At 61.3% G+C, this 17,648-nt stretch carries 15 protein-coding genes; 4 read left to right on the forward strand and 11 right to left on the reverse strand.

Going from position 1 to position 17,648, the window contains the following annotated elements:
- Window positions 1-31: 31 nt before the first annotated feature.
- From JKL45_RS23950 to JKL45_RS23995, 10 genes are all read right to left on the reverse strand, one after another.
- Window positions 32-283 carry a DUF6894 family protein gene (locus JKL45_RS23950; RefSeq protein ID WP_201864302.1) on the reverse strand — a complete coding sequence of 84 codons (252 nt, stop codon included), beginning with the start codon at window positions 281-283 and terminating at the stop codon, window positions 32-34.
- A 234-nt stretch (window positions 284-517) separates the two neighbouring features.
- Window positions 518-1,972 (reverse strand): GH1 family beta-glucosidase, encoded by a 1,455-nt coding sequence (locus JKL45_RS23955; protein ID WP_201864303.1) that lies wholly within the window; start codon window positions 1,970-1,972, stop codon window positions 518-520.
- 123 nt (window positions 1,973-2,095) lie between these two features.
- Window positions 2,096-3,853, reverse strand: coding sequence for an ABC transporter ATP-binding protein/permease (locus JKL45_RS23960; protein WP_201864304.1), 1,758 nt, complete (start codon window positions 3,851-3,853; stop codon window positions 2,096-2,098).
- A 702-nt stretch (window positions 3,854-4,555) separates the two neighbouring features.
- Entirely contained in the window at window positions 4,556-5,800 is a 1,245-nt protein-coding gene (locus JKL45_RS23965; RefSeq protein WP_201864305.1) for a glycoside hydrolase family 1 protein, read from the reverse strand.
- A gap of 29 nt (window positions 5,801-5,829) precedes the next feature.
- Entirely contained in the window at window positions 5,830-7,767 is a 1,938-nt protein-coding gene (locus tag JKL45_RS23970; protein WP_312897029.1) for an ABC transporter ATP-binding protein, read from the reverse strand.
- Between the two features lie 70 nt (window positions 7,768-7,837).
- Window positions 7,838-8,587 carry a sigma-70 family RNA polymerase sigma factor gene (locus JKL45_RS23975; protein ID WP_246498889.1) on the reverse strand — a complete coding sequence of 250 codons (750 nt, stop codon included), beginning with the start codon at window positions 8,585-8,587 and terminating at the stop codon, window positions 7,838-7,840.
- Window positions 8,588-8,812: 225 nt separating this feature from the next.
- Entirely contained in the window at window positions 8,813-9,487 is a 675-nt protein-coding gene (locus tag JKL45_RS23980; RefSeq protein WP_246498891.1) for a sigma-70 family RNA polymerase sigma factor, read from the reverse strand.
- 215 nt (window positions 9,488-9,702) lie between these two features.
- The gene (locus JKL45_RS23985; protein ID WP_201864307.1) at window positions 9,703-9,888 is read right to left on the reverse strand and encodes a CsbD family protein; all 186 of its coding nucleotides are present in this window, start codon (window positions 9,886-9,888) and stop codon (window positions 9,703-9,705) included.
- Window positions 9,889-9,977: 89 nt separating this feature from the next.
- Window positions 9,978-11,645 (reverse strand): helix-turn-helix transcriptional regulator, encoded by a 1,668-nt coding sequence (locus tag JKL45_RS23990; RefSeq protein WP_201864308.1) that lies wholly within the window; start codon window positions 11,643-11,645, stop codon window positions 9,978-9,980.
- Window positions 11,646-11,926: 281 nt separating this feature from the next.
- Window positions 11,927-12,922 carry a phasin family protein gene (locus JKL45_RS23995; RefSeq protein WP_201864309.1) on the reverse strand — a complete coding sequence of 332 codons (996 nt, stop codon included), beginning with the start codon at window positions 12,920-12,922 and terminating at the stop codon, window positions 11,927-11,929.
- Window positions 12,923-13,346: 424 nt separating this feature from the next.
- Between JKL45_RS23995 and JKL45_RS24000 the strand changes: the two genes are divergently transcribed.
- The 3 genes from JKL45_RS24000 to JKL45_RS24010 all read left to right on the forward strand — a co-directional run bounded on the left by JKL45_RS24000 (window position 13,347) and on the right by JKL45_RS24010 (window position 14,684).
- Window positions 13,347-13,571 carry a YMGG-like glycine zipper-containing protein gene (locus JKL45_RS24000; protein ID WP_201864310.1) on the forward strand — a complete coding sequence of 75 codons (225 nt, stop codon included), beginning with the start codon at window positions 13,347-13,349 and terminating at the stop codon, window positions 13,569-13,571.
- Window positions 13,572-13,652: 81 nt separating this feature from the next.
- The gene (locus tag JKL45_RS24005) at window positions 13,653-13,874 is read left to right on the forward strand and encodes a hypothetical protein (RefSeq protein ID WP_201864311.1); all 222 of its coding nucleotides are present in this window, start codon (window positions 13,653-13,655) and stop codon (window positions 13,872-13,874) included.
- Window positions 13,875-14,171: 297 nt separating this feature from the next.
- Window positions 14,172-14,684 carry a PRC-barrel domain-containing protein gene (locus tag JKL45_RS24010; protein WP_312897030.1) on the forward strand — a complete coding sequence of 171 codons (513 nt, stop codon included), beginning with the start codon at window positions 14,172-14,174 and terminating at the stop codon, window positions 14,682-14,684.
- Between the two features lie 129 nt (window positions 14,685-14,813).
- Here the strand turns inward: JKL45_RS24010 and JKL45_RS24015 are convergent, their stop codons facing one another.
- Window positions 14,814-15,068 carry a hypothetical protein gene (locus JKL45_RS24015; RefSeq protein WP_201864312.1) on the reverse strand — a complete coding sequence of 85 codons (255 nt, stop codon included), beginning with the start codon at window positions 15,066-15,068 and terminating at the stop codon, window positions 14,814-14,816.
- A gap of 921 nt (window positions 15,069-15,989) precedes the next feature.
- On the opposite strand from JKL45_RS24015, the gene JKL45_RS24020 reads away from it, so the two are divergent.
- Complete coding sequence (locus tag JKL45_RS24020; protein WP_201864313.1) at window positions 15,990-17,126, forward strand: sensor histidine kinase; 1,137 nt, start codon at window positions 15,990-15,992, stop codon at window positions 17,124-17,126.
- Window positions 17,127-17,648: the final 522 nt, after the last annotated feature.

The following is a 17,648-nucleotide window of genomic DNA, read 5'->3' on the forward strand; positions in this document are numbered from 1 at the left end:
GCTTCGGTAGGACTGAGCAGCCACGCAAAGCTTAGCTCATCGATGGCTCCTGCATGGCGATGTCCATGTAGGGAATGGCCAGGACAGGATGGAGATCCTCATCGACAATCGCGATCACGATGGCACTCAAGTACATGGATGGTAGCCTAGCCCAATCGTCAAGCAGCTCCGCACCTCGCTTCAGGGCCTCGGCTTTGGCTGCGGCAATGTCCGGCAACTCGACACCATTCGGATCCTCGTTCGTCGCGAAATGGCTGCAAACGTCGATGTAGTAGCGAGGCATGACTAGCCTTCTTGAAACTCGTTACCGAGACGGGAGCATCCCGCCCTACCTGCACTGCTACTGAATCAACCTTCAGCATCAACATTCGTTCTGCTATTCCAACTACTCCTTTGGGTGCAGGTCGGCGTTGTGCGTCTCCTCGGACCTCTTCTTGATCCTTCAGAGCTGAGACCACCGGAAACGTCGGGAGCGTGACCGAACGAGCGGTGCTCATTCCGTGTTTGTGAGCCCCATTCAGGAAATTCGATTAGTCGCCGCGACCTGGGCGTACCAGTGACCGGAATCCTTGAACATCCGTTTCTGCCCCTGTTCGAAGTCAACAAACACGATCCCGAAGCGCTGGGCAAAGCCCTCGGCCCACTCAAAGTTGTCCAGAAGACTCCAGAGATGGTAGGCCCGGACAGGGACACCATCTTTGATCGCCCGGTGCAGTTCCTTCAGATGGCTCCTCAGGTAAGCGATGCGAGCGTCGTCCCGGATGCGGCCATCCTGGTCCGGGCGGGTGTTGTAGGCGCAGCCATTCTCGGTGATCTCGATCGGGATATCGCCTGTCACCTGGTGCATCCGGAGCAGGATCTCATGCAGCCCACCCGGATAGATAACCCAGCCGATGTCCGTCTTCCCGCGTGGCGCGCCAGGAACAATCGCCCCTTCGGCCCGTACATCCGCTCCTGGGATGCCGCTGCCTCTAGGGACACGCGACACGCGGAATCCAGTGTAGTAGTTGAGGCCGACGAAATCGAAGGGAGCCCGCAGGATCGCCTCGTCCCCAGGCCGGAAGCCAAGAATGTCCTCCTGTCGGTCTGCCAGCAACACGCCAGCCGGGCAATCGCCCATCAGTGCCGGTTGCAGATGCCAAAGGTTCAGGAGCGCATCGGCTGTCACGGCAGCGGCCTGATCCTCTGCGCTGACCGTGGCTGGCAGCATCGGTGAGACATCGAAGGCACTCCCGACCAGGAGGGTAGGCTTGATTTCCTTCAGGGTCCGGAACGCCTGGCCTTGGGCGAGATTGACCGCATGCGTGGCGCGCAGGAACGCCAGAGGGTCTTTTCGGCCGGGCGCATGGACTCCCTGCAGGTAGCCCATCTGTGTAAACGTCTTCGGCTCGTTGAAGAGCACCCAATCCCCGATCCGGTCAGACAGGGCTTGGGCAACAAGGCGGCTGTAGTCGGTGAAGCGCTCGGCCGTTTCGCGATTGGGCCAGCCGCCGTCATCCTCAAGGGCCTGTGGCAGATCCCAGTGGTACAGCGTGGCAAGAGGCCGGATGCCCGCCTCAAGCAGCCCATCCGTGAGCCGGCTGTAGTAGTCGAGCCCGGCTTGGTTGGCGCTTCCTCGCCCCGTTGGCTGGATGCGGGGCCAGGCGATCGAGAACCGGTAAGACTTGAGGCCGAGCTGCTTCAGCAGGGCGATGTCCTCGCGCCAGCGGTGATAGCTGTCGCAGGCGACGTCGCCCGTGTCGCCATTCCGGGTCTTGCCGGGAGCATGGGAGAAGGTGTCCCAAATGGAGGGGCCGCGTCCGTCCTCGCGGCACGCACCCTCCACCTGGTAGGCGACGGTTGCCGAACCCCACAGGAAGCCGGGCGGGAATTCTACGGAACCGTCGGACTCCTGCGCTAAGGCAGTGGACACCTGACCAAGCACCGCACCGCCCAGGAGGGCCCCTGCCTGCAAGAGTTCGCGCCTGTTCATGCCCGTTCTCCACATTCCTGCGTGCAGGACTTCCCTGGCCCACAGTGCGTAGTCATCTTAGTTCGATCTGCCGCCGCACGCATATTGAGCGGAGACGACTAGGTAAAAGGGCCGTTCAATCGCTCAGGCCGCCCGTTTCAAATCCAACGTCTCATCATGGTAGCCGACCAGAGTCGAGCGGTGGCCGATGCTGACGATGGTGGGCTTCCACTCCGCGTTGCGCAGCAGCGTATACACGTTGCGTTCGGCCTCCTCGTCGAGAGCGGACGTCGCCTCATCCAGGAATACCGTCTCCGGCCTGGCCAGCAGAACGCGCGAGAAGGCCAGCCGCTGCTGCTCGCCACCCGACAGGCGCTGGCTCCAGGGCTCCACCATATCCAGGCGGTCGATCAGGTGCTCCAGGCCGACGCTGCGCAGGATGTGGCTGATCTCCGCGTCGTCTGTTCTTGCAGGAGCAGGATAGAAGATCGCCTGCCGCAGCGTTCCGAGCGGCAGGTAGGGCCGCTGGGGCAGAAAGAACGAAGCACCCGACGTGACGGAGACGTTGCCACGGCCGTAAGGCCACAGACCTGCAATCGCCCGCAGCACCGTGCTCTTGCCCGTGCCGGAGGGACCTCGGATCAGCAGCGCCTTGCCCTGTTCGACCGAGAGGTCGACGCCGCTGACCAGCGCACGCCCGTTCGGCAGGGACAGATGCAAGTCCTGCACGCCTATTCTCCCGGCCCCATACATCCGGACAAAGGGGCTGTGCTCGCTCGCCCGTGCCTGATCCAGGTCGGCCCGGAACATCTTCAGGCGTTCTGTCGTCGCCCTCCAGTGCGCAATCTCGCGGTAGCTGTTAATGAAGTAGTTCAAGCATCCTTGGACCGTCGCAAAGGCCGCCGTGACCTGCATCACCTGACCAAAGCTGATCTGGCCCGCAAAGTAGCGCGGGGCGGCCAGCAGGAACGGCACGATGATGCTGAACTGGGTGTAGGAATGGGTGAAGCAGGCCATCGCCCGCTCGCGCCGCATCATAGCCCAGAAGTTCTCGACCACGCCGCTCCAACGCTCATTGAGGACACGACGCTCCTGGGTTTCGCCGCCGTAGAAGGCGACCGTCTCGGCGTTCTCGCGCAGACGCACGAGGCCATAGCGGAACTCGCTTTCCAGACGCTGGTTGGCGCTGTGGAGGCCCGCCAGAGGATTGCCGATCCTGTGGGTAATCCAACTCGCCAGAAACGCGTAGCCGAAGACGGCAAACACCATGTAGCCAGCCACTGATATGCCCGCGACCGTGACGGTGCCGCCCAGGCCCCAGAGGATGCTCGTGAAGGCGATCAGGCTGACGGCCATGTCGAGGAAGCCGACAAGGAGGTTTAGCGTCTGCCCGGCAAACAGGCCGAGATCTTCCACGATCTGCTGGTCGGGGTTGGCACTCGACCGGCCTTCGAGCTGGATCCGGTAATAAGCCCGGCTGGAGAGCCAGTCGCCCATGTACTGCCGCACCAGCCAGTCGCGCCACCGCAGCTTCAGGCTCTCCGCAGCCCAGTTCGAAGACACGAGCGAGATCGTGTAGCTGCCGGCGATCAGCCCGAAGATGCCGATCTGCTTGAAGAAGGCCTGGATGTCGTTTGCCTGGAGGGCTGAGTGGAAACTATTGTACCACTCGTTCTGCTGCACGCAGATGTAGATGGCCGCGAGCTTTATCGCGAGCAGGAGAGCCAGCATCCCGCGGGCGTACCATTTCTCCCCGGATCCCCAATAGGGCTGAGCGAGACGCCATACATCCTGAAAGAAAGCAACGGCAGTCCAGTTGGAGGTTAGAGCCGTAAGAGCGCGCCAAGGCGCGCGCCGGCCCTGCGCCGAAGGGTGGTTCGGCACCGCGATCGAGTTCGACATTGTTGTTGATTGCCCCGGCGCCGACGCTGCCCGGATGGGAGTGCCGACACTGTCTTAGCTTGTTGTTTTTGAGAGGCCGCTGCTGTGCCGCTATTCGCGGCCGGAGGCAACGGGATTTGAACGCTTCTGCTACTTTTGGGTTGCGGTGTTCTGTCTCACCTGAGTGGGATGACACTTCCTAACGGCAAAGGTTGTAAGCCTCTCTGCCTGAATGGCCGATGAAGCACCCATTCATTGCTTCAAGATGATCACTCTTGGACGTCAGAGCTGAAGGCCATAAACAGAGGCGATAGTCCCAGCGCTCCCTGAGTACGTGAGCATCTGATCCGGGGAGGTAAGGCAACATATCCTTTGTTGCTGCCTCCTGGCCGGCTTATTCTTGATCTGAACGTCGATCCTCCATGAGTGATCGTGAACCGCTTGCCACAAGGAATATTCTCATGGCCAGCACACCATCCTACTGCTGCTCTCAGCCTGATCCTCCTGCCTCCGAGCCGGTGCGCTCCGATCCGACGCCTCCTGACCAGCCCGGGACGAAGACGCCGTTGCACGTCCCGCCTACACCTTCAAGCGGAGTGCCAAAGCCAGTTCCAGGTCAGACACCTGTCCCGCGCCCCTTTCCGCAGCCGCGCGCCTAAGGGGGGAACAGATCCTGGGGAGCAGAATGGGCGAGAAGATCCCGTTCAGGCGGATCAGGAAGGCTCACCTCTTGATGCCGGTCCAAGCCAGTTCTTCGGCGAATGCCTGGCAGAGGGGACGGACACCTTCCCCATCGGGATAGCCGAAGAGGCCGGTATGACAATGCCGGTCATCGTTCCAACCAGGATAGTCCAGGATAGGATAGAGACAGATCCCGTCGACCGGGACGCCTGCCTTCCGCGCAGCGATGACCTCATGCCCGATGATGCGGAGCCAGGCCGGGCGCAGGTCACCTTCGATCCCGGTCTCGGCGAGAAACAGCGGGCGCCTGTAACGCTCGTATGTGTCGCGCAGGAGGTTGGAGAACGAGCGGTACTGCGGATGGTCGACCGCAATCGGCAGGTCGCCATCAATCCACTGGTTGTGGAGGTAATAGTTCACGCCAACGATGTCGACGTAGTCAGACCGGCCGCCCAGCTCGGGGCGGTGGTACCCTGACAGGAAGTCCAGCGCCTCGAACTGCGCCAAGGTGTAATGCTGGGCCGCCTGGATGTCCTGCGGATGAGCGGAGCGCGGAACGACGTGGATTGCCGGCTCCGCGTGGACAATGCGAGCCCGTGGCTCGACCTCGCGCACGGCTTCGATCGCCGCGATTGATGCTCGCACAAGGATTGCCTTGAGCTCGTTGCCGCGTCCTGTTGCGAGCGGGTTGATGTACGCGAGGCTCCCGCCCGCCCACGACCAGAACGAAATCTCGTTCACCGGCACATAGAAAGGCACGGCATCGGTCTCATCACGGACGACCTGGGCGGCGGCACGTGCGAAGCGTGCAAAGCGGTCGATGAACGCAGGCGACCAGATGTCGAGATCGTCCGGCCAGCCCCAATGGCAGATGTCCCAGATGACCTGGGTTCCAGTGTCCCGTGCCGCCCGAAGCTGGGGCAGAAAGCTCGACCAGTCGTAGTGACCGGGCGTGCTCTCGATCAAGTGCCACCGGAAGCCGTCACGCACGATGCGGATCCCATGCTCCGCCAGCATCCGGTAATCGGCCTCAGCATGCCGATCGTGGCCTGTGCCCGCGATCAGGTCGAGGCGCCGTCCATGTTGGTGGCGGTGGGTTGAGCACTCAAATCCGCCAATCAGGAAGCTGGCGAACAGGTCTGAGCGGACATTGCAGAGAACCTGCGGCGGGAGGCGGGCCGCGTAGTTCCTGAGAGCTTGATGAAGCTTTCCTTCATTCGCTTCGGCGCGGTCTCCACCAACAATCGCGCTTGCTTCGACGGCCCTGTCGTTCTCCAGGTCTCGCATGTCCTGCTCCCGGGTTTGGCACTCGGATCCTAGCCCTCCCGCCCGTCGTGACGCGGGCGATGCCTCGGGCGCCAGCCCTCAAGCTCGACTCTCGCATCTGGAGGACCAGAGGCTCCAGACCACATCCTGGCGTAGTGGCCATTGCGCTCAAGAAGTTCGTGGTGGGTGCCGCGCTCGACAATCCGGCCGGCATCCATGACGAAGACCTGATCGCAGCCAACGACGCTCTCGAGCCGATGCGTCACGAGCACAATCGTGCGTCCGCCCCTGAGCGATTGCAGCGTTTCCAGGAGAAGCTGCTCATGGTGCGGATCAAGGGCGCTGGTCGGTTCATCGAGGATAAGGAACGGCGCGCGTGTCAGCAGCGCCCGGGCGATGGCAAGCCGCTGGCGCTGTCCGCCCGAGAGGTTCTGACCGCCCTCGGTCAGAACGGTCTCGTAGCCCTCCGGATGGTCTTGGATGAAGGCCGCAGCCCCCGCGAGCTCAGCGGCTCGGTCGATCTCGTATCGGCTCGCGCCCGGCCGGCCATAGGCGATGTTGGCGGTGATGCTTGCGGGGAGCATGAGGCTGTCCTGCCCGACAAGTGCCATATGCGCGCGGGCATCCATCAGCCGCGCCGCGCGGAGATCAATGCCATCCAGGCGCACCGCGCCTGTGGTTGGATCGTAAAGCCGCAACATCAGGGCCAGAAGCGTGCTCTTGCCGGCGCCGCTCGCTCCGACGAACGCCACCATCTCGCCGGGCCGGATTGTAGCGCAGAAATCGTGCAGGATCGGATAACCGGGTCGGTAGGCAAAACCGACTCGGTCCAGCACCAGCGTCCGCGAGGAAACGGGCAGGCTTGCAGCTCCCGGAGCTTCGGTAATCCCCTCCGGTGTATCGAGGACACGGAACGCCCGACGGGTTGCAGCCTCGAAGATCCTCACCTTGGCGACGAACTCGGTGAGCCACTTCAGCGGCTCCCACAGCTTGCGGACATAGTCCATGAACACGATCAGAAGACCGACCGTCATCCCACCTTCGACCGGAGACACGAACTGGTCGCGGTACACGAGATAGCCGCCGTAGCCGAGGATGATGGCGCCGCCCACGGCGAGAACGCTGTCGCGGGCGAGGGGATAGAGTTGCTCCTGAAGGTTCAGGCGTAGCAGCGCCCGAACGCTGCGCCCGACCGCTCCGCGAAAGCGGCGGAACTCGTAAGCCTCCCGCTGATAGGTCTGCGCCAGCGGCACGCGCACCATCGCCTGCTGGATGGAGCTGGTGAGATCGGCATCGACCTGTTTTGACGCGAGAGCCCGCTCATGGATGCGGACACCAAAGCGCCAGTTGCTCCAAATCATGAACGGAGCCACCGTAAAGGCTGCGAGGGTCAGAGAGACATTCCGCGACAGGAGAATGGCCGTCATCACCGCCAGGGTTACGGCCGCGACACTCGTGCCGATCACCGTGTCCATGATGCCCCAGGGGCCGAAAGCGTCGGTAGTCAGCCGGTAGATCGCGTCTCCTTGCGGGCGGCTGCGGTGATAGGTCAGGCCGAGATGCTGGAGCTTCCGGAACAGATCGTGGCGGACCCGCGTGGTGCCCCGGTAGTTCAGGTGGTAGTTGATCATCATCCGGCCGAACCAGGCGGCATAGCCGATGATGTGGAGCCCCATGCCCATCAGGACGAGGCCAACCACCTGCCCCACCTTGTCGGCGGGCAGGACCGACACGAAGAGGGCGTGCACCCAATCACCTTTGGGCTGGCCCGTTAGGACGCTGTCAATCAGGACCGCCAGCGGCCATGTCTCAAGCAGACCCACGCAGATGGACACGCCGATCAGAGCAACGAGGGCGGCGATCCAAACCCGGTCGGCCGCGAAGTACCCCAACGCGCGGCGGTAGACGGACATGGCCTCGGCATCGACCTGGCCGAACTGCTCGGTATTCAGGATCTCCCTCCTACAAAGGGGCGGAAAGACTAACACGGATTGCTCCAAACACCACTGTTGTGCCTTTCCAATCGCTCCCCACATGGTCTCGGCTGGTGGACTGACGCTAACCCAATGCTGGTCTTACAGCGGACATTTTTGCCTTGGTTGCCCCTCGGCGACGCTGTTCTCTCCACTCAAGACCCATCAGTTCGGCCAGATGGTTCCGGGCTCGGTTTACACGGCTCTGGATCGTGCCGATCGCACAGCCTAGGGTTTGAGCCGCTGCTTCGTAGCTCATGCCTTCTGCGCCCACGAGCAGGATCGCTTTGCGCTGCCCCTCGGGCAGCTTCGCCAGTGCGGCTGCAAGATCCTTCAGCATGAGCCTGTCATCGTGATCCGGGATGGAGATCAGCGTTGCGGCATAGGATCCATCCGCATCCTCCACCTCACGTTTGCTTCTGCGGCAGGCCGAGCAGAACAGGTTGCGCAGGATCGCGAAGAGCCACACCTGGAGGTTCGTGCCGGGTTCGAACTTCTCCTGATTGTTGATGGCTCTGAGTACCGTCTCCTGCACGAGGTCCTCCGCCTGATCGACACTCCGCGCGAGCGAGGTTGCAAAACAGCGAAGCGAAGGAAGGTTCGTCACGATTCCTTTGATGAAGGCTTCGCCGATCGGTATGGAATCAGGGTGGATAAGCCGGTGCTGCGGCTCGATACGCTTGTCGTCGGCAGGCTTGTCATACGAAGCACGGAGTTGATGAGCATCATTGCCCATTCTGCTGGTCTTGAGGGCAGCCGAGACTGGCAGTTCCAAGAGACGAGCAAGAGAGGCTCGGGCAAGCCGCATCGTTGGAGTAAGATCCGACAGTCTCATGATGGTTGTTCCCCTGCCAAACCACGGCGTGCTCGGCGCTGAGTCGCTCTCTCCACTCGGTGACAATCACTCGCTACTAACGGGCTTGTTATGCCTGTGCCCATTACACTGGTGCCGCGTCCATCCTCCACGCCAACTTTGGCGCGACACTCGAAAGCGAAGACCGTTTCGGTGCTCTTCTCAACGTCATTGAGCATTGCCATCTTCTCCTGCGCTTGGCAGCTCTCACAGTTCCGCAATATGGGATTTGGCAAGGCCATCCTCGCCGGCGAGCCTCATGAACTCAGCAAGGCAGTTGCGAGCACGGTTGACCCGGCTCTTGACAGTGCCGACCGCACAGCCGAGGACTTGGGCGGCTTCCTCATAGGACAGCCCGTCCGCGCCCACTAGCAGGATCGCCTCACGTTGTCCCTCGGGCAGTTTGCGGAGAGCTGCCTCAAGATCATGAATCATGATTCTGTCTTCCTGCTCCGGCAGAGCAATCAGCGTTGCGGCATAGGATCCGTCCCCATCCTCCACCTCGCGCATACTCTTGCGATGCTCTGAGAAGAATTGGTTACGTAAAATGGTGAAGAGCCATGCCTGGAGGTTCGTGCCGGCCACGAACTGCTCGTGCTTGCTGACGGCCCGCAGCACCGTCTCCTGCACCAAGTCTTCGGCCTGATCGGCATCGCGCGTCAGGGAGATTGCGAAAGCGCGCAGCGACATCACGCTTGCCAGAATTCCATCGATGAATGATTGGTCGACCAACTCAGTGCGGGCACGGATAACCTGTGCAACCCGATCAAGAAGCCGGGCGAGGTTCGACGGGAGTTTGTCCGCGGCAGGATCGCCATAGAAGGTCCGCAGGTGTTGGCCGAGATGAGCTTGGACGCTGCTGTCCAGGACAGCGTAGGCCAACGCACCTATTTGCTGTCGAGAAGGGCGTCGTTCATGCCTTGGATCAGTCGTCAGCTTCGACAGCGTCACCATGGTCACTCTCCAGAGATTAGCGCGCACTGCTGTCCGTGCCCGCGGGAAGCCCGCGAGCTATGGTCTTTATGACTCGATGGCATTAGGTCAGCAGCCGCATCAGCCGAGCTGCGCGGCTTCTGCTGGTGCCACCAAGTCGCTAGTCAACGAGGTTTGGTGGCGTCGCGCATCGTGTCCTTGATGCCGCCAACGGCATTCTGCGCCAGACCTGCTGTCTTCTCGGCAGACCCTTCAGTCTGGGTCTTGCTGTCGCCTGTAATCTTGCCAATGGCTTCCTTGACGGAGCCCTTCGCCTGCTTCGCGCTGCCTGCAACCCGATCCTTGGCCATGATCGCCTCTGGGGTAAGATGATGTGCCCATGACAACCAGTCTGCTGACTGTGTTACCACAGCTCCTAACCCATTCAAATCATTAAAGTTCACCTATTTTTCTGGTGGTTGTTCCGCACTACCCAACCCGGTTTTTCCGCACCGCCTTTCGGCGCCTTTGGGAGCTTGGCCGCGACACCCTCAGCCCCGATGCCACGCTCCCGCGCCCACACGACTAGGGCGCTGCGCCGGTTGACGCCGAGCTTCTGGTACAGTGACGCGACGTGGTTGCGTACCGTATTGCGGGCGAGCTCGAGCTCCGTCCCGATCTCGGGGTCGCTCTTGCCTTGGCAGACGAGGGTGAGCACCTCGCGCTCTCGAGGTGTCAGATCGGCCACACTGGCGGCTGCTTGTGTCGGTGACTGCCCCGGGCGGGGCGGGTGGCGCAAGGCGGCGAGCTTCTCGACCACACCGCGGCTGAACCAGGATGCGTCCGCCATCACGGCCTCAATGGCTTTGACGAGTTCCTCCTCCGAGCGCCGGCGGGCGGTAATGTCCTGGAACGAGCACAAGATGCACGTGCGATCACTGAGTGTGATGGCTTCGGCAGAGACAAGACAGTCGATCTCACCGCCGCCTTTCACCCGCAGGCGGGCTTCAAAGTCCCTGATGGATCCTTTCGTTGTGAGCTCGGCCTCGAAGCGGTAGCGTTCCCCATCGTCGACCCAGAGACCGATGTCATGTGCGGCGTGGCCGACTAGGTCTTGTGCCCGATAGCCGAGCACCCTGGCGAAGGCCTCGTTCACCTCGATGATCCGCTGATCGTCGGCGGTGCTGATGCTGGTGGGCACAGGGGCCAGGCAAAAGGCTTTGGCAAAGCGCTCCTCGGACTGTCGCAACGCCGTCTCAGCCTTCCGGCGCGGCTCCAAGTCGGCGAAGGTGAACAGCATGCACGGCTCCTCGCCGACCTCAATCGGCTGGCCTGCCACCACCACTTGGCGCCCGCCGGGATCGCTGGGCACGGTGAGACAGGCTTCCATCTGCGGGATGGTCTCGCCCGCCCGTAGCCGCTCGAGGGCGAGGTTGCGGCGTTCGCCACGTTCCAGCACGTCGATCTCGTAGACGCTTCGACCCAGGACGTCCTCGCGTTTGTAGCAGGTGAGCTCCAGAAAGCCCTCGTTCACCCTGACGAAGCGCAGATCCGTGAGACGGCAGATGATGGCGGGCGCTGGGTTGGCCGCAAAGGCGCGCTCGAAGCGGTGCTCAGCCTCGATTTGCGCGCTGACATCATGAACGATGAGCACGAGACAATCGGGATTGCCGGCATGATCGGTGATGACAAGACTGCGGATACGGTGAGTCCGATCGCGGTCCTGGTTGGATTGGTGCGCCACCACAACTACGACGTCCTCGAAGGCCTCGCCGGCCACAACACGATCGATGGGATAGTAGCCATGGTCGAGGAGATCGCTGCTGTGGTGGCGCACGACGAAGTTCTGACGATACTCGTCAACGTTGCGGCCGAGTTCATCGAGAGTCCTGACCCCGTGCATCTCAAGGGCGGCTTCGTTGGCATAGGTTATGATCTGATCCGGCTCGACCAGGATCACGCCTTCGGTCAGGCCAGCAATGATCTGCTCCAGTTGCGAGCGGTCCGGGGCTTGATGGCTCGACCCGTTGCCCGCTTTGTCACGAGCCCGATCAGCGGTACTGGTCGCACTTGTCTGTTCCGGGCGCTGGCGATGAGCGTGACCTGTGCTTGGGCCTGCCTTTTTCATGAGACAACTCGCTTTCCGCTTCGATGCCTCCAGTTCAACGGAACCCAACGCAGCGGGTTTCACGCAGCACGGTCGTGAGTTGCCAGCGCTGCTGGACACATGCTCGACGAGCTTGGGGTGCCGGAACGCGGATCCCTGGAAGCGTGACACAGTTCGAATCGCAGGTTGAGCCTATCGATGGGGATCTAACCGCATAAGGCGATAGAGCGCCGGCATGTTTGTGATGGCAGGGCTCCCGGCACGAAAGCCGGGAGCTTGGCTGTCAAAGCCCAGCGTGAGGCTCAGGCCGCGCGGTTGAAACGCTGGGCGGTTTTCTCACCCTGCACGGTCACGGTTTTGGTAGCCTCATCGGTCATCTGAAGCGCGAGCTCGGCGAGGCGCCGGCTGTTCTCGACCGTCTGTTCCAAGTTGTCGCGCAGCAGCGAGCTCTGCACCTCGACGAAGTCCGTCATCGAACGGCAGCGGGCCAGAGCCTGTAAGCCTTCGAGGTTGCGTTGCAGGCGCTGCTGGCTGAGGGAGACTACTTCGCGCGACACCTCCTGGAGCCCACGGGCCAAGGCCGTGCCGGACTGGGCCACAGCTCGTAGGTTGTGCGCTGCCTCCTCGGTCACCCCCTGGACCTCACCCTCTGGCCGGCTTGCCAACAGCAGCGTCTGCCCCGTGGAGCGGCGGGCCAGCTCCGAGAAGGCGCTGAAGCTGTTGGTCACCGCCTCCTGCATGGCCTGAGCCATGGTCTGAGCACTTTCGACACCTGCGCGCAATGTGTCGGCCACATCCTCGGTGACCCGCTGCACCGCTTCGCCCTGCTCACGGGCCCGTCGAGCCTCGATTCGCTTCATTTCATCAATGTTGGCCATTTCATCCTCCACTGTCTCGGCCATGGCGTTGGCCTCCTCGTCACTTAGCACCTTGAGCACCGCGGGAAGCAGTTCCTTGCGGTCATCTCGGATGTGCTGCTGGAAGGCTCGTCTGAGCTCCGTCACCTTGTCGAAGAACTCAGCGCTGTTCTTCGGCATGCGCTCCAGCTCACCCAGGAGAACAGCCGTTTGCTGGTTGTCGGTGGTGGCCTCCCGCACGAGATCCTGCATCCCGTGCCGGGTCAGCACAGGAAACAGGTGTTCCTCTTGCAAGGAGGCGAGAAGCTCCAGCTCTTCCTTCAGGTAAGCGAGGAGCCGCTCACGGGTTTTGACCGCATTGTCGGACGTGGCGAGCAGCCTGCCGAAGAGCTCGTTCGCCTTGTCCGGCGGGGCTTGGGTATATCGTCTGTTGGTCGTCATTGTCCCTCACAATCTGTCGAGTTGAAGGGCCCAAGCTTCAGCTTGGCCCATAGCGTGTGACACAGTCATATCGCTTGCACCAAAACACACACGCATGACGCTGAAGCGATCAGGCAGTTACTCGTGCTTGGCAGGCATTTACTCGTCTGAGACTGATATTCGAGGGTGCCCGTCCCTAAGTTCGGCCGCGCGAGGCGACCTATTCTTGATCTTGTTGATCCAAGTTAAGCGGCAATGGTGCCAGAGGTTCCGAGATATCCTGGCCCGCACCGTGGACAACACCGCGCGGGCTCATCGCGACACCTATCCTTCGAGCCTGTGGCGGTACCCGACCTATTACGGATGTGCCGGTCCGACCCTCGAACTGTCCAGTTCTGGCTGAGTTGTCCCAATGGTCGTCACTCAGACCACATGGAGGAGATCTATGCAAAAGCTCGCGCTCGTGGCAGCCCTGTGTCTCCTGGCCGGGGCCTGCGCCACCCGACAACAGGGCACCAGCACGGCAGTCGGTGCCACTGCCGGAGCGGTGGTGGGCGGACCAGTCGGAGCGGTGGTTGGCGCTGGGGCCGGCGCGGTGGCTGGCGCACCCGGCGGCGTCATAGACGAGGTCCAGGGCGACAACCAACGGCGGCGCGTACGGCGGCGCTAGTCCATCCGCCCTGGGCCGCCTCTCAGTGCTGCGGGCAAGATGAACTAGGCTGATCGCTGGAGCCCGAACACCGTCGGAGGGTTGAAGATAGGTTCCGAGACCAAGGGCGAGGTCAGTAACCTGCTCCGCCGCGCGACTGCTCTCGCTGCTATCCTCATAGCACCGGTGGCTTTGGCTCAGAGGGGCAACACGCTGGTCGAGACAGCCGCCGTGCCGTTGCCGCCCGAGAAGCCGGTGATGGTCAGGCAGCAAGCGCAGCGGCAGAAGCTGCCGGAGGTGCAGACGGGCGACCCTATCACGTGAATAGCCCAACTCCTGACAGATCAAGATCACCTGAACCATCGCTAGCCCGTCGGGTTAATCAGCAGGGCTTGGGAAGAGCTGATCTATTCTCAGGAGGGAACCTCAATGGGCGACACCTATCGAGCCGCAAGCTCTCAGGACAGGTTTGGCGCTGAACCTCAGTCTTATGATGGTGAGGCTTCACGCAGGCCAAGCTACCCAAAGCATGATCTGGAGGCCCGCGCTGACGCACGCCGGAACATTGACGATGAACTCCGCAGGCGTCGGCGGGCTGATCTCTTTTTCGAGGACAGCATTGTGCTGCTCAGCATTCTCCTCGGCGGCGCTGTTGGGTACATGACCGCAACCACTGTGCGTCGTACAACGTGGAGTAGCCCTTCAACTCGCGGGTCTTCACAGAGTAGCGGCGGCAGCCACTTTGTCGGCGAACAGAGCCGGTCACGCACCCAGAGCTCGGTTGAGAAGAACGAAACCACGGACCTGATTGCCTCCAACAAGGTCGAAGGCACGGCCGTTTACAACCGTCAGGGCGAGAAGCTTGGGGAAGTCTACAACTTCATGGTCGGCAAACGCTCGGGCGAGGTCGCCTATGCCATCATGAGCTTCGGCGGCTTTCTGGGGATCGGCCAGAAGTATCACCCGCTGCCGTGGAATGCCCTGACCTATGACACGAGCAAGAAGGGCTACGTCATCGATGCTGACAAGGAGCGGCTGATGCGAGCACCGAACTATGCCGCTGGGGAAGAGCCGTTCGCCCGGCCCGAGTACGGGCAGCAGGTGCGGGATTACTGGTCGTCGGGGCTCACCTGATCTGCATCCTTGTAGATATTTGCAGGCCCCTGCCGCCCGCGAAAGCCGCAGGGCCTGCGGTGCCGGCGGGTTTCGATTTACGATGGTTGGCCTGGACCAGATGAGCGAGCCTGAGCTGCTTGCCAAGCTTCATCGCGTCTTGAGGCGGGTGACGGTCTCGCACACGACGTTCGCAGCTTGGTCAGTGTAGATCAAGCAGAGAGCAAGCGGCGCTGCTGTCTGTTCATCGGCCTCTGCCGAGATGACGAACCGCGTACCTAAAAGGATGCGCTCAATGCCGCTGCGGATGAGGTTGTTCTGACAGATCAGGACGGTCGCGACATGAGAGCAGGCTTGTTGGGCGAGCGGGCGGGCGTGCTCGCTAGAAACAGCATCCTGTATCATGGATTGTGCATCCCTCATGGTGCTCACCATCGTGGGGTTGAGAATACCGGCCCCGCCTGCCTGCAAGGCTCAGCCAAGGAGCCACCGGAGTGCGAAGCCATACTCTGAGGAAAGCTTGTAGCACCTGATCCTAGCTTGGCAATAGTTGGTTTAATGGCTCCTAGGTTTCTGCAAAGCGGCCACGCTATAGAGATCTGCTTGGGAGTACTGAACATTGGCCTCATCGGCACCTCCGCTCGATGTGGGTTTCCTTGGGCGAACCATTGCCAGCAAGGAGGCACATTTCCTCTTAGATGCTGGCCAGCAGGAGACCTGCTCCGATGAAGAAACTGACGGAGGCGACAAAGAGAAGCGCTGCGCACCGTAGCGAAGGGTCCGTGCCTGGGATGTTTGCAGAATCGGGCGCCGGTGTTTGATGTACTTCTGTTACGGACGGGCGGTTCATGGCTGATACTGCCTCGTCGGTTGACGTCACATGAATGACAAACGAAGACAGCCAGGAGCTTATCCCTTCACGAAATATATACGGGCGTTTCAGTTGCACCGAGTTCGCCGACACTGGCTCATCTAACGATAAGGGCGAACCTCGCATGAGCGATGGACAGACGATTCTACGACGGCTGATGGTTGATGTTGGCGGGATTGATGACGAGGAATGTTCGAAATTGGCACATCTCGGAAGAAGTGCCTTTGTCTCCTCCTAACGCGCTGAGCGGATCTTCATTTCACTTGTAGTTAGTTACTGTTTGACCCACTGCGGACGATCCGGTGAATAGGCATATGCTGGAATGGCTCAAGAATGCCTTTGGCACGGCATTCCACCGTGGCGGGGGTAATGCTCCCATGGAACGTATCAGGCATCTGGAACCCTGGAACCTTTGGAGAATTGAACACCCTCCTACCACGGCGAAGCTCGATTAGATGGCCAACCAAAATGATACCGACCAAGAAGAGTTGCTGGAGCAACAGCGGGCTTTGGCAGAGTTCGGGGACTTCGCGCTCAAGACCGAGACCATCGACGACATCCTGAACAGGGCCTGTGAGCTCATAAGCCGCGCGCTCGAAACCGACTTGGCGAAGCTCATGGAACTCCTGCCTGACAGGCGGACCTTCGCTGTCCGCGCGGGCGTGGGGTGGAGACCCGGTGTTATCGGGGAGGTCACTGTGACGGCGGCCGAGAACTCACCGGAGGGGCTGACCCTCAAGGAGGGAGCGGTCATTTCGAAAAATTTAGATGAGGAGGATCGCTTCGAATATCACGACTTTATGAAGGAGCATGGGGTCAAGGCGTTTGTGAACGTTCTCGTGCTGAGCAGCACGGGGCGTCCGCCCTTTGGCGTCCTTCAGGTGGACAGCCGTGAACGCCGGGACTTCACGCAATCGGACATCGAGTTCCTCCGCAGCTACGCCAATCTTCTCGGGGCCGCCATCGAGCGCCTTCGGGTTGTGGACGAGCTGCGAGCGTCCGTGCGGGAAAAGGATCTTCTGATTGGCGAGCTCAATCATCGGGTGAAAAACACTCTGACGACGGTGCAGTCCATCGCCTCGCAGACACTGCGGAACGCGCCCTCGCTTGATCATGCCTCGGACGCCATCGAGAGCCGTCTCATCGCGCTGTCGCAGGTTCACAATGTGCTGACGGACCGAAGTTGGGCACACGTGGCTCTCCACGACATTGTCGCGCAGGCGGTCGAGCCGTACCGCAGCCGCGGGGAAAACCGCATCCACGTCCAGGGCCCGAATGTACAGGTGCCGCCGCGCATGGCGCTGCCGCTTGCGATGGCGCTTCAGGAACTGGTGACGAATGCCGTGAAATACGGGGCCCTGTCCAACGGAATGGGGCAGATCAGGGTATACTGGACCCTGAATGGCACGAGCACTTCCCCGCGCCTGCATCTGCTGTGGGAAGAGACGCAGGGCCCCCCTGTCCAGAGGCCCGTCCGCCGTGGCTTCGGCACACGGCTCATTGAGCGCAGCTTGGCTCAAGAACTCGCGGGCGAGGTGCAGATCGAGTTTTCTGAGACCGGCGTCGTATGCTCAGTCAACGCTCCACTGTGAACTAAGGCGAACGACCGCTCCTGGCACGTTCCGGAAGTAAGTCGAATTTCTGCAAAGGCGCGACAAGCCGACCTTCATCTGGTTCGTCCAACGTTACACTTTGAGGCTTATCGGACGCCTGCCGCTCGTGCCGCGGCTCCGTTCCGCCGCGGCAGGCATCCAACAAGCCTTAACAAAGGGAAACCCACAGCGAATGAAATGAAGGTCCGCTCGGCGCGTAGGAGCAGACTAAGGCGCTTCTTCCGAGATGTGCCAGATGGGGCTCTCTGGCCATTCTGGCGCAGCTCGCTGCGAAGACACGCACATACCTCATCCAGGCCGATGACGGAGCTCTCGGTTCAATGCTGATAGCGAAGCGCATCGATGAGAAGGGAGAAGGTCAACGTGGGTTGCCGAAGGACCTATCTGTAGGCCCATCACCACCCCTCCCCTCTTGGGCGTTGTTACGTTAACCCGGACATGAGGTCGAGCGGTGTAGATGGGCTGGCATGATCGAGTCCGTCAGCTACAAACGCCATCGCT

Origin of the sequence: Microvirga soli (assembly GCF_016734765.1) — a bacterium.
Lineage (GTDB): Bacteria > Pseudomonadota > Alphaproteobacteria > Rhizobiales > Beijerinckiaceae > Microvirga > Microvirga soli.

Excerpts from the sequence above, each read along its gene's own strand:
- JKL45_RS24020 (WP_201864313.1), top strand. The coding sequence starts at position 15,990 with ATGGCCAACCAAAATGATACCGACCAAGAAGAGTTGCTGGAGCAACAG.
- JKL45_RS23995 (WP_201864309.1), bottom strand. The coding sequence starts at position 12,922 with ATGACGACCAACAGACGATATACCCAAGCCCCGCCGGACAAGGCGAAC.
- JKL45_RS23950 (WP_201864302.1), bottom strand. The coding sequence starts at position 283 with ATGCCTCGCTACTACATCGACGTTTGCAGCCATTTCGCGACGAACGAG.
- JKL45_RS23985 (WP_201864307.1), bottom strand. The coding sequence starts at position 9,888 with ATGGCCAAGGATCGGGTTGCAGGCAGCGCGAAGCAGGCGAAGGGCTCC.
- JKL45_RS23965 (WP_201864305.1), bottom strand. The coding sequence starts at position 5,800 with ATGCGAGACCTGGAGAACGACAGGGCCGTCGAAGCAAGCGCGATTGTT.
- JKL45_RS23975 (WP_246498889.1), bottom strand. The coding sequence starts at position 8,587 with ATGAGACTGTCGGATCTTACTCCAACGATGCGGCTTGCCCGAGCCTCT.
- JKL45_RS24015 (WP_201864312.1), bottom strand. The coding sequence starts at position 15,068 with ATGATACAGGATGCTGTTTCTAGCGAGCACGCCCGCCCGCTCGCCCAA.
- JKL45_RS23990 (WP_201864308.1), bottom strand. The coding sequence starts at position 11,645 with ATGAAAAAGGCAGGCCCAAGCACAGGTCACGCTCATCGCCAGCGCCCG.
- JKL45_RS24000 (WP_201864310.1), top strand. The coding sequence starts at position 13,347 with ATGCAAAAGCTCGCGCTCGTGGCAGCCCTGTGTCTCCTGGCCGGGGCC.
- JKL45_RS23960 (WP_201864304.1), bottom strand. The coding sequence starts at position 3,853 with ATGTCGAACTCGATCGCGGTGCCGAACCACCCTTCGGCGCAGGGCCGG.
- JKL45_RS23955 (WP_201864303.1), bottom strand. The coding sequence starts at position 1,972 with ATGAACAGGCGCGAACTCTTGCAGGCAGGGGCCCTCCTGGGCGGTGCG.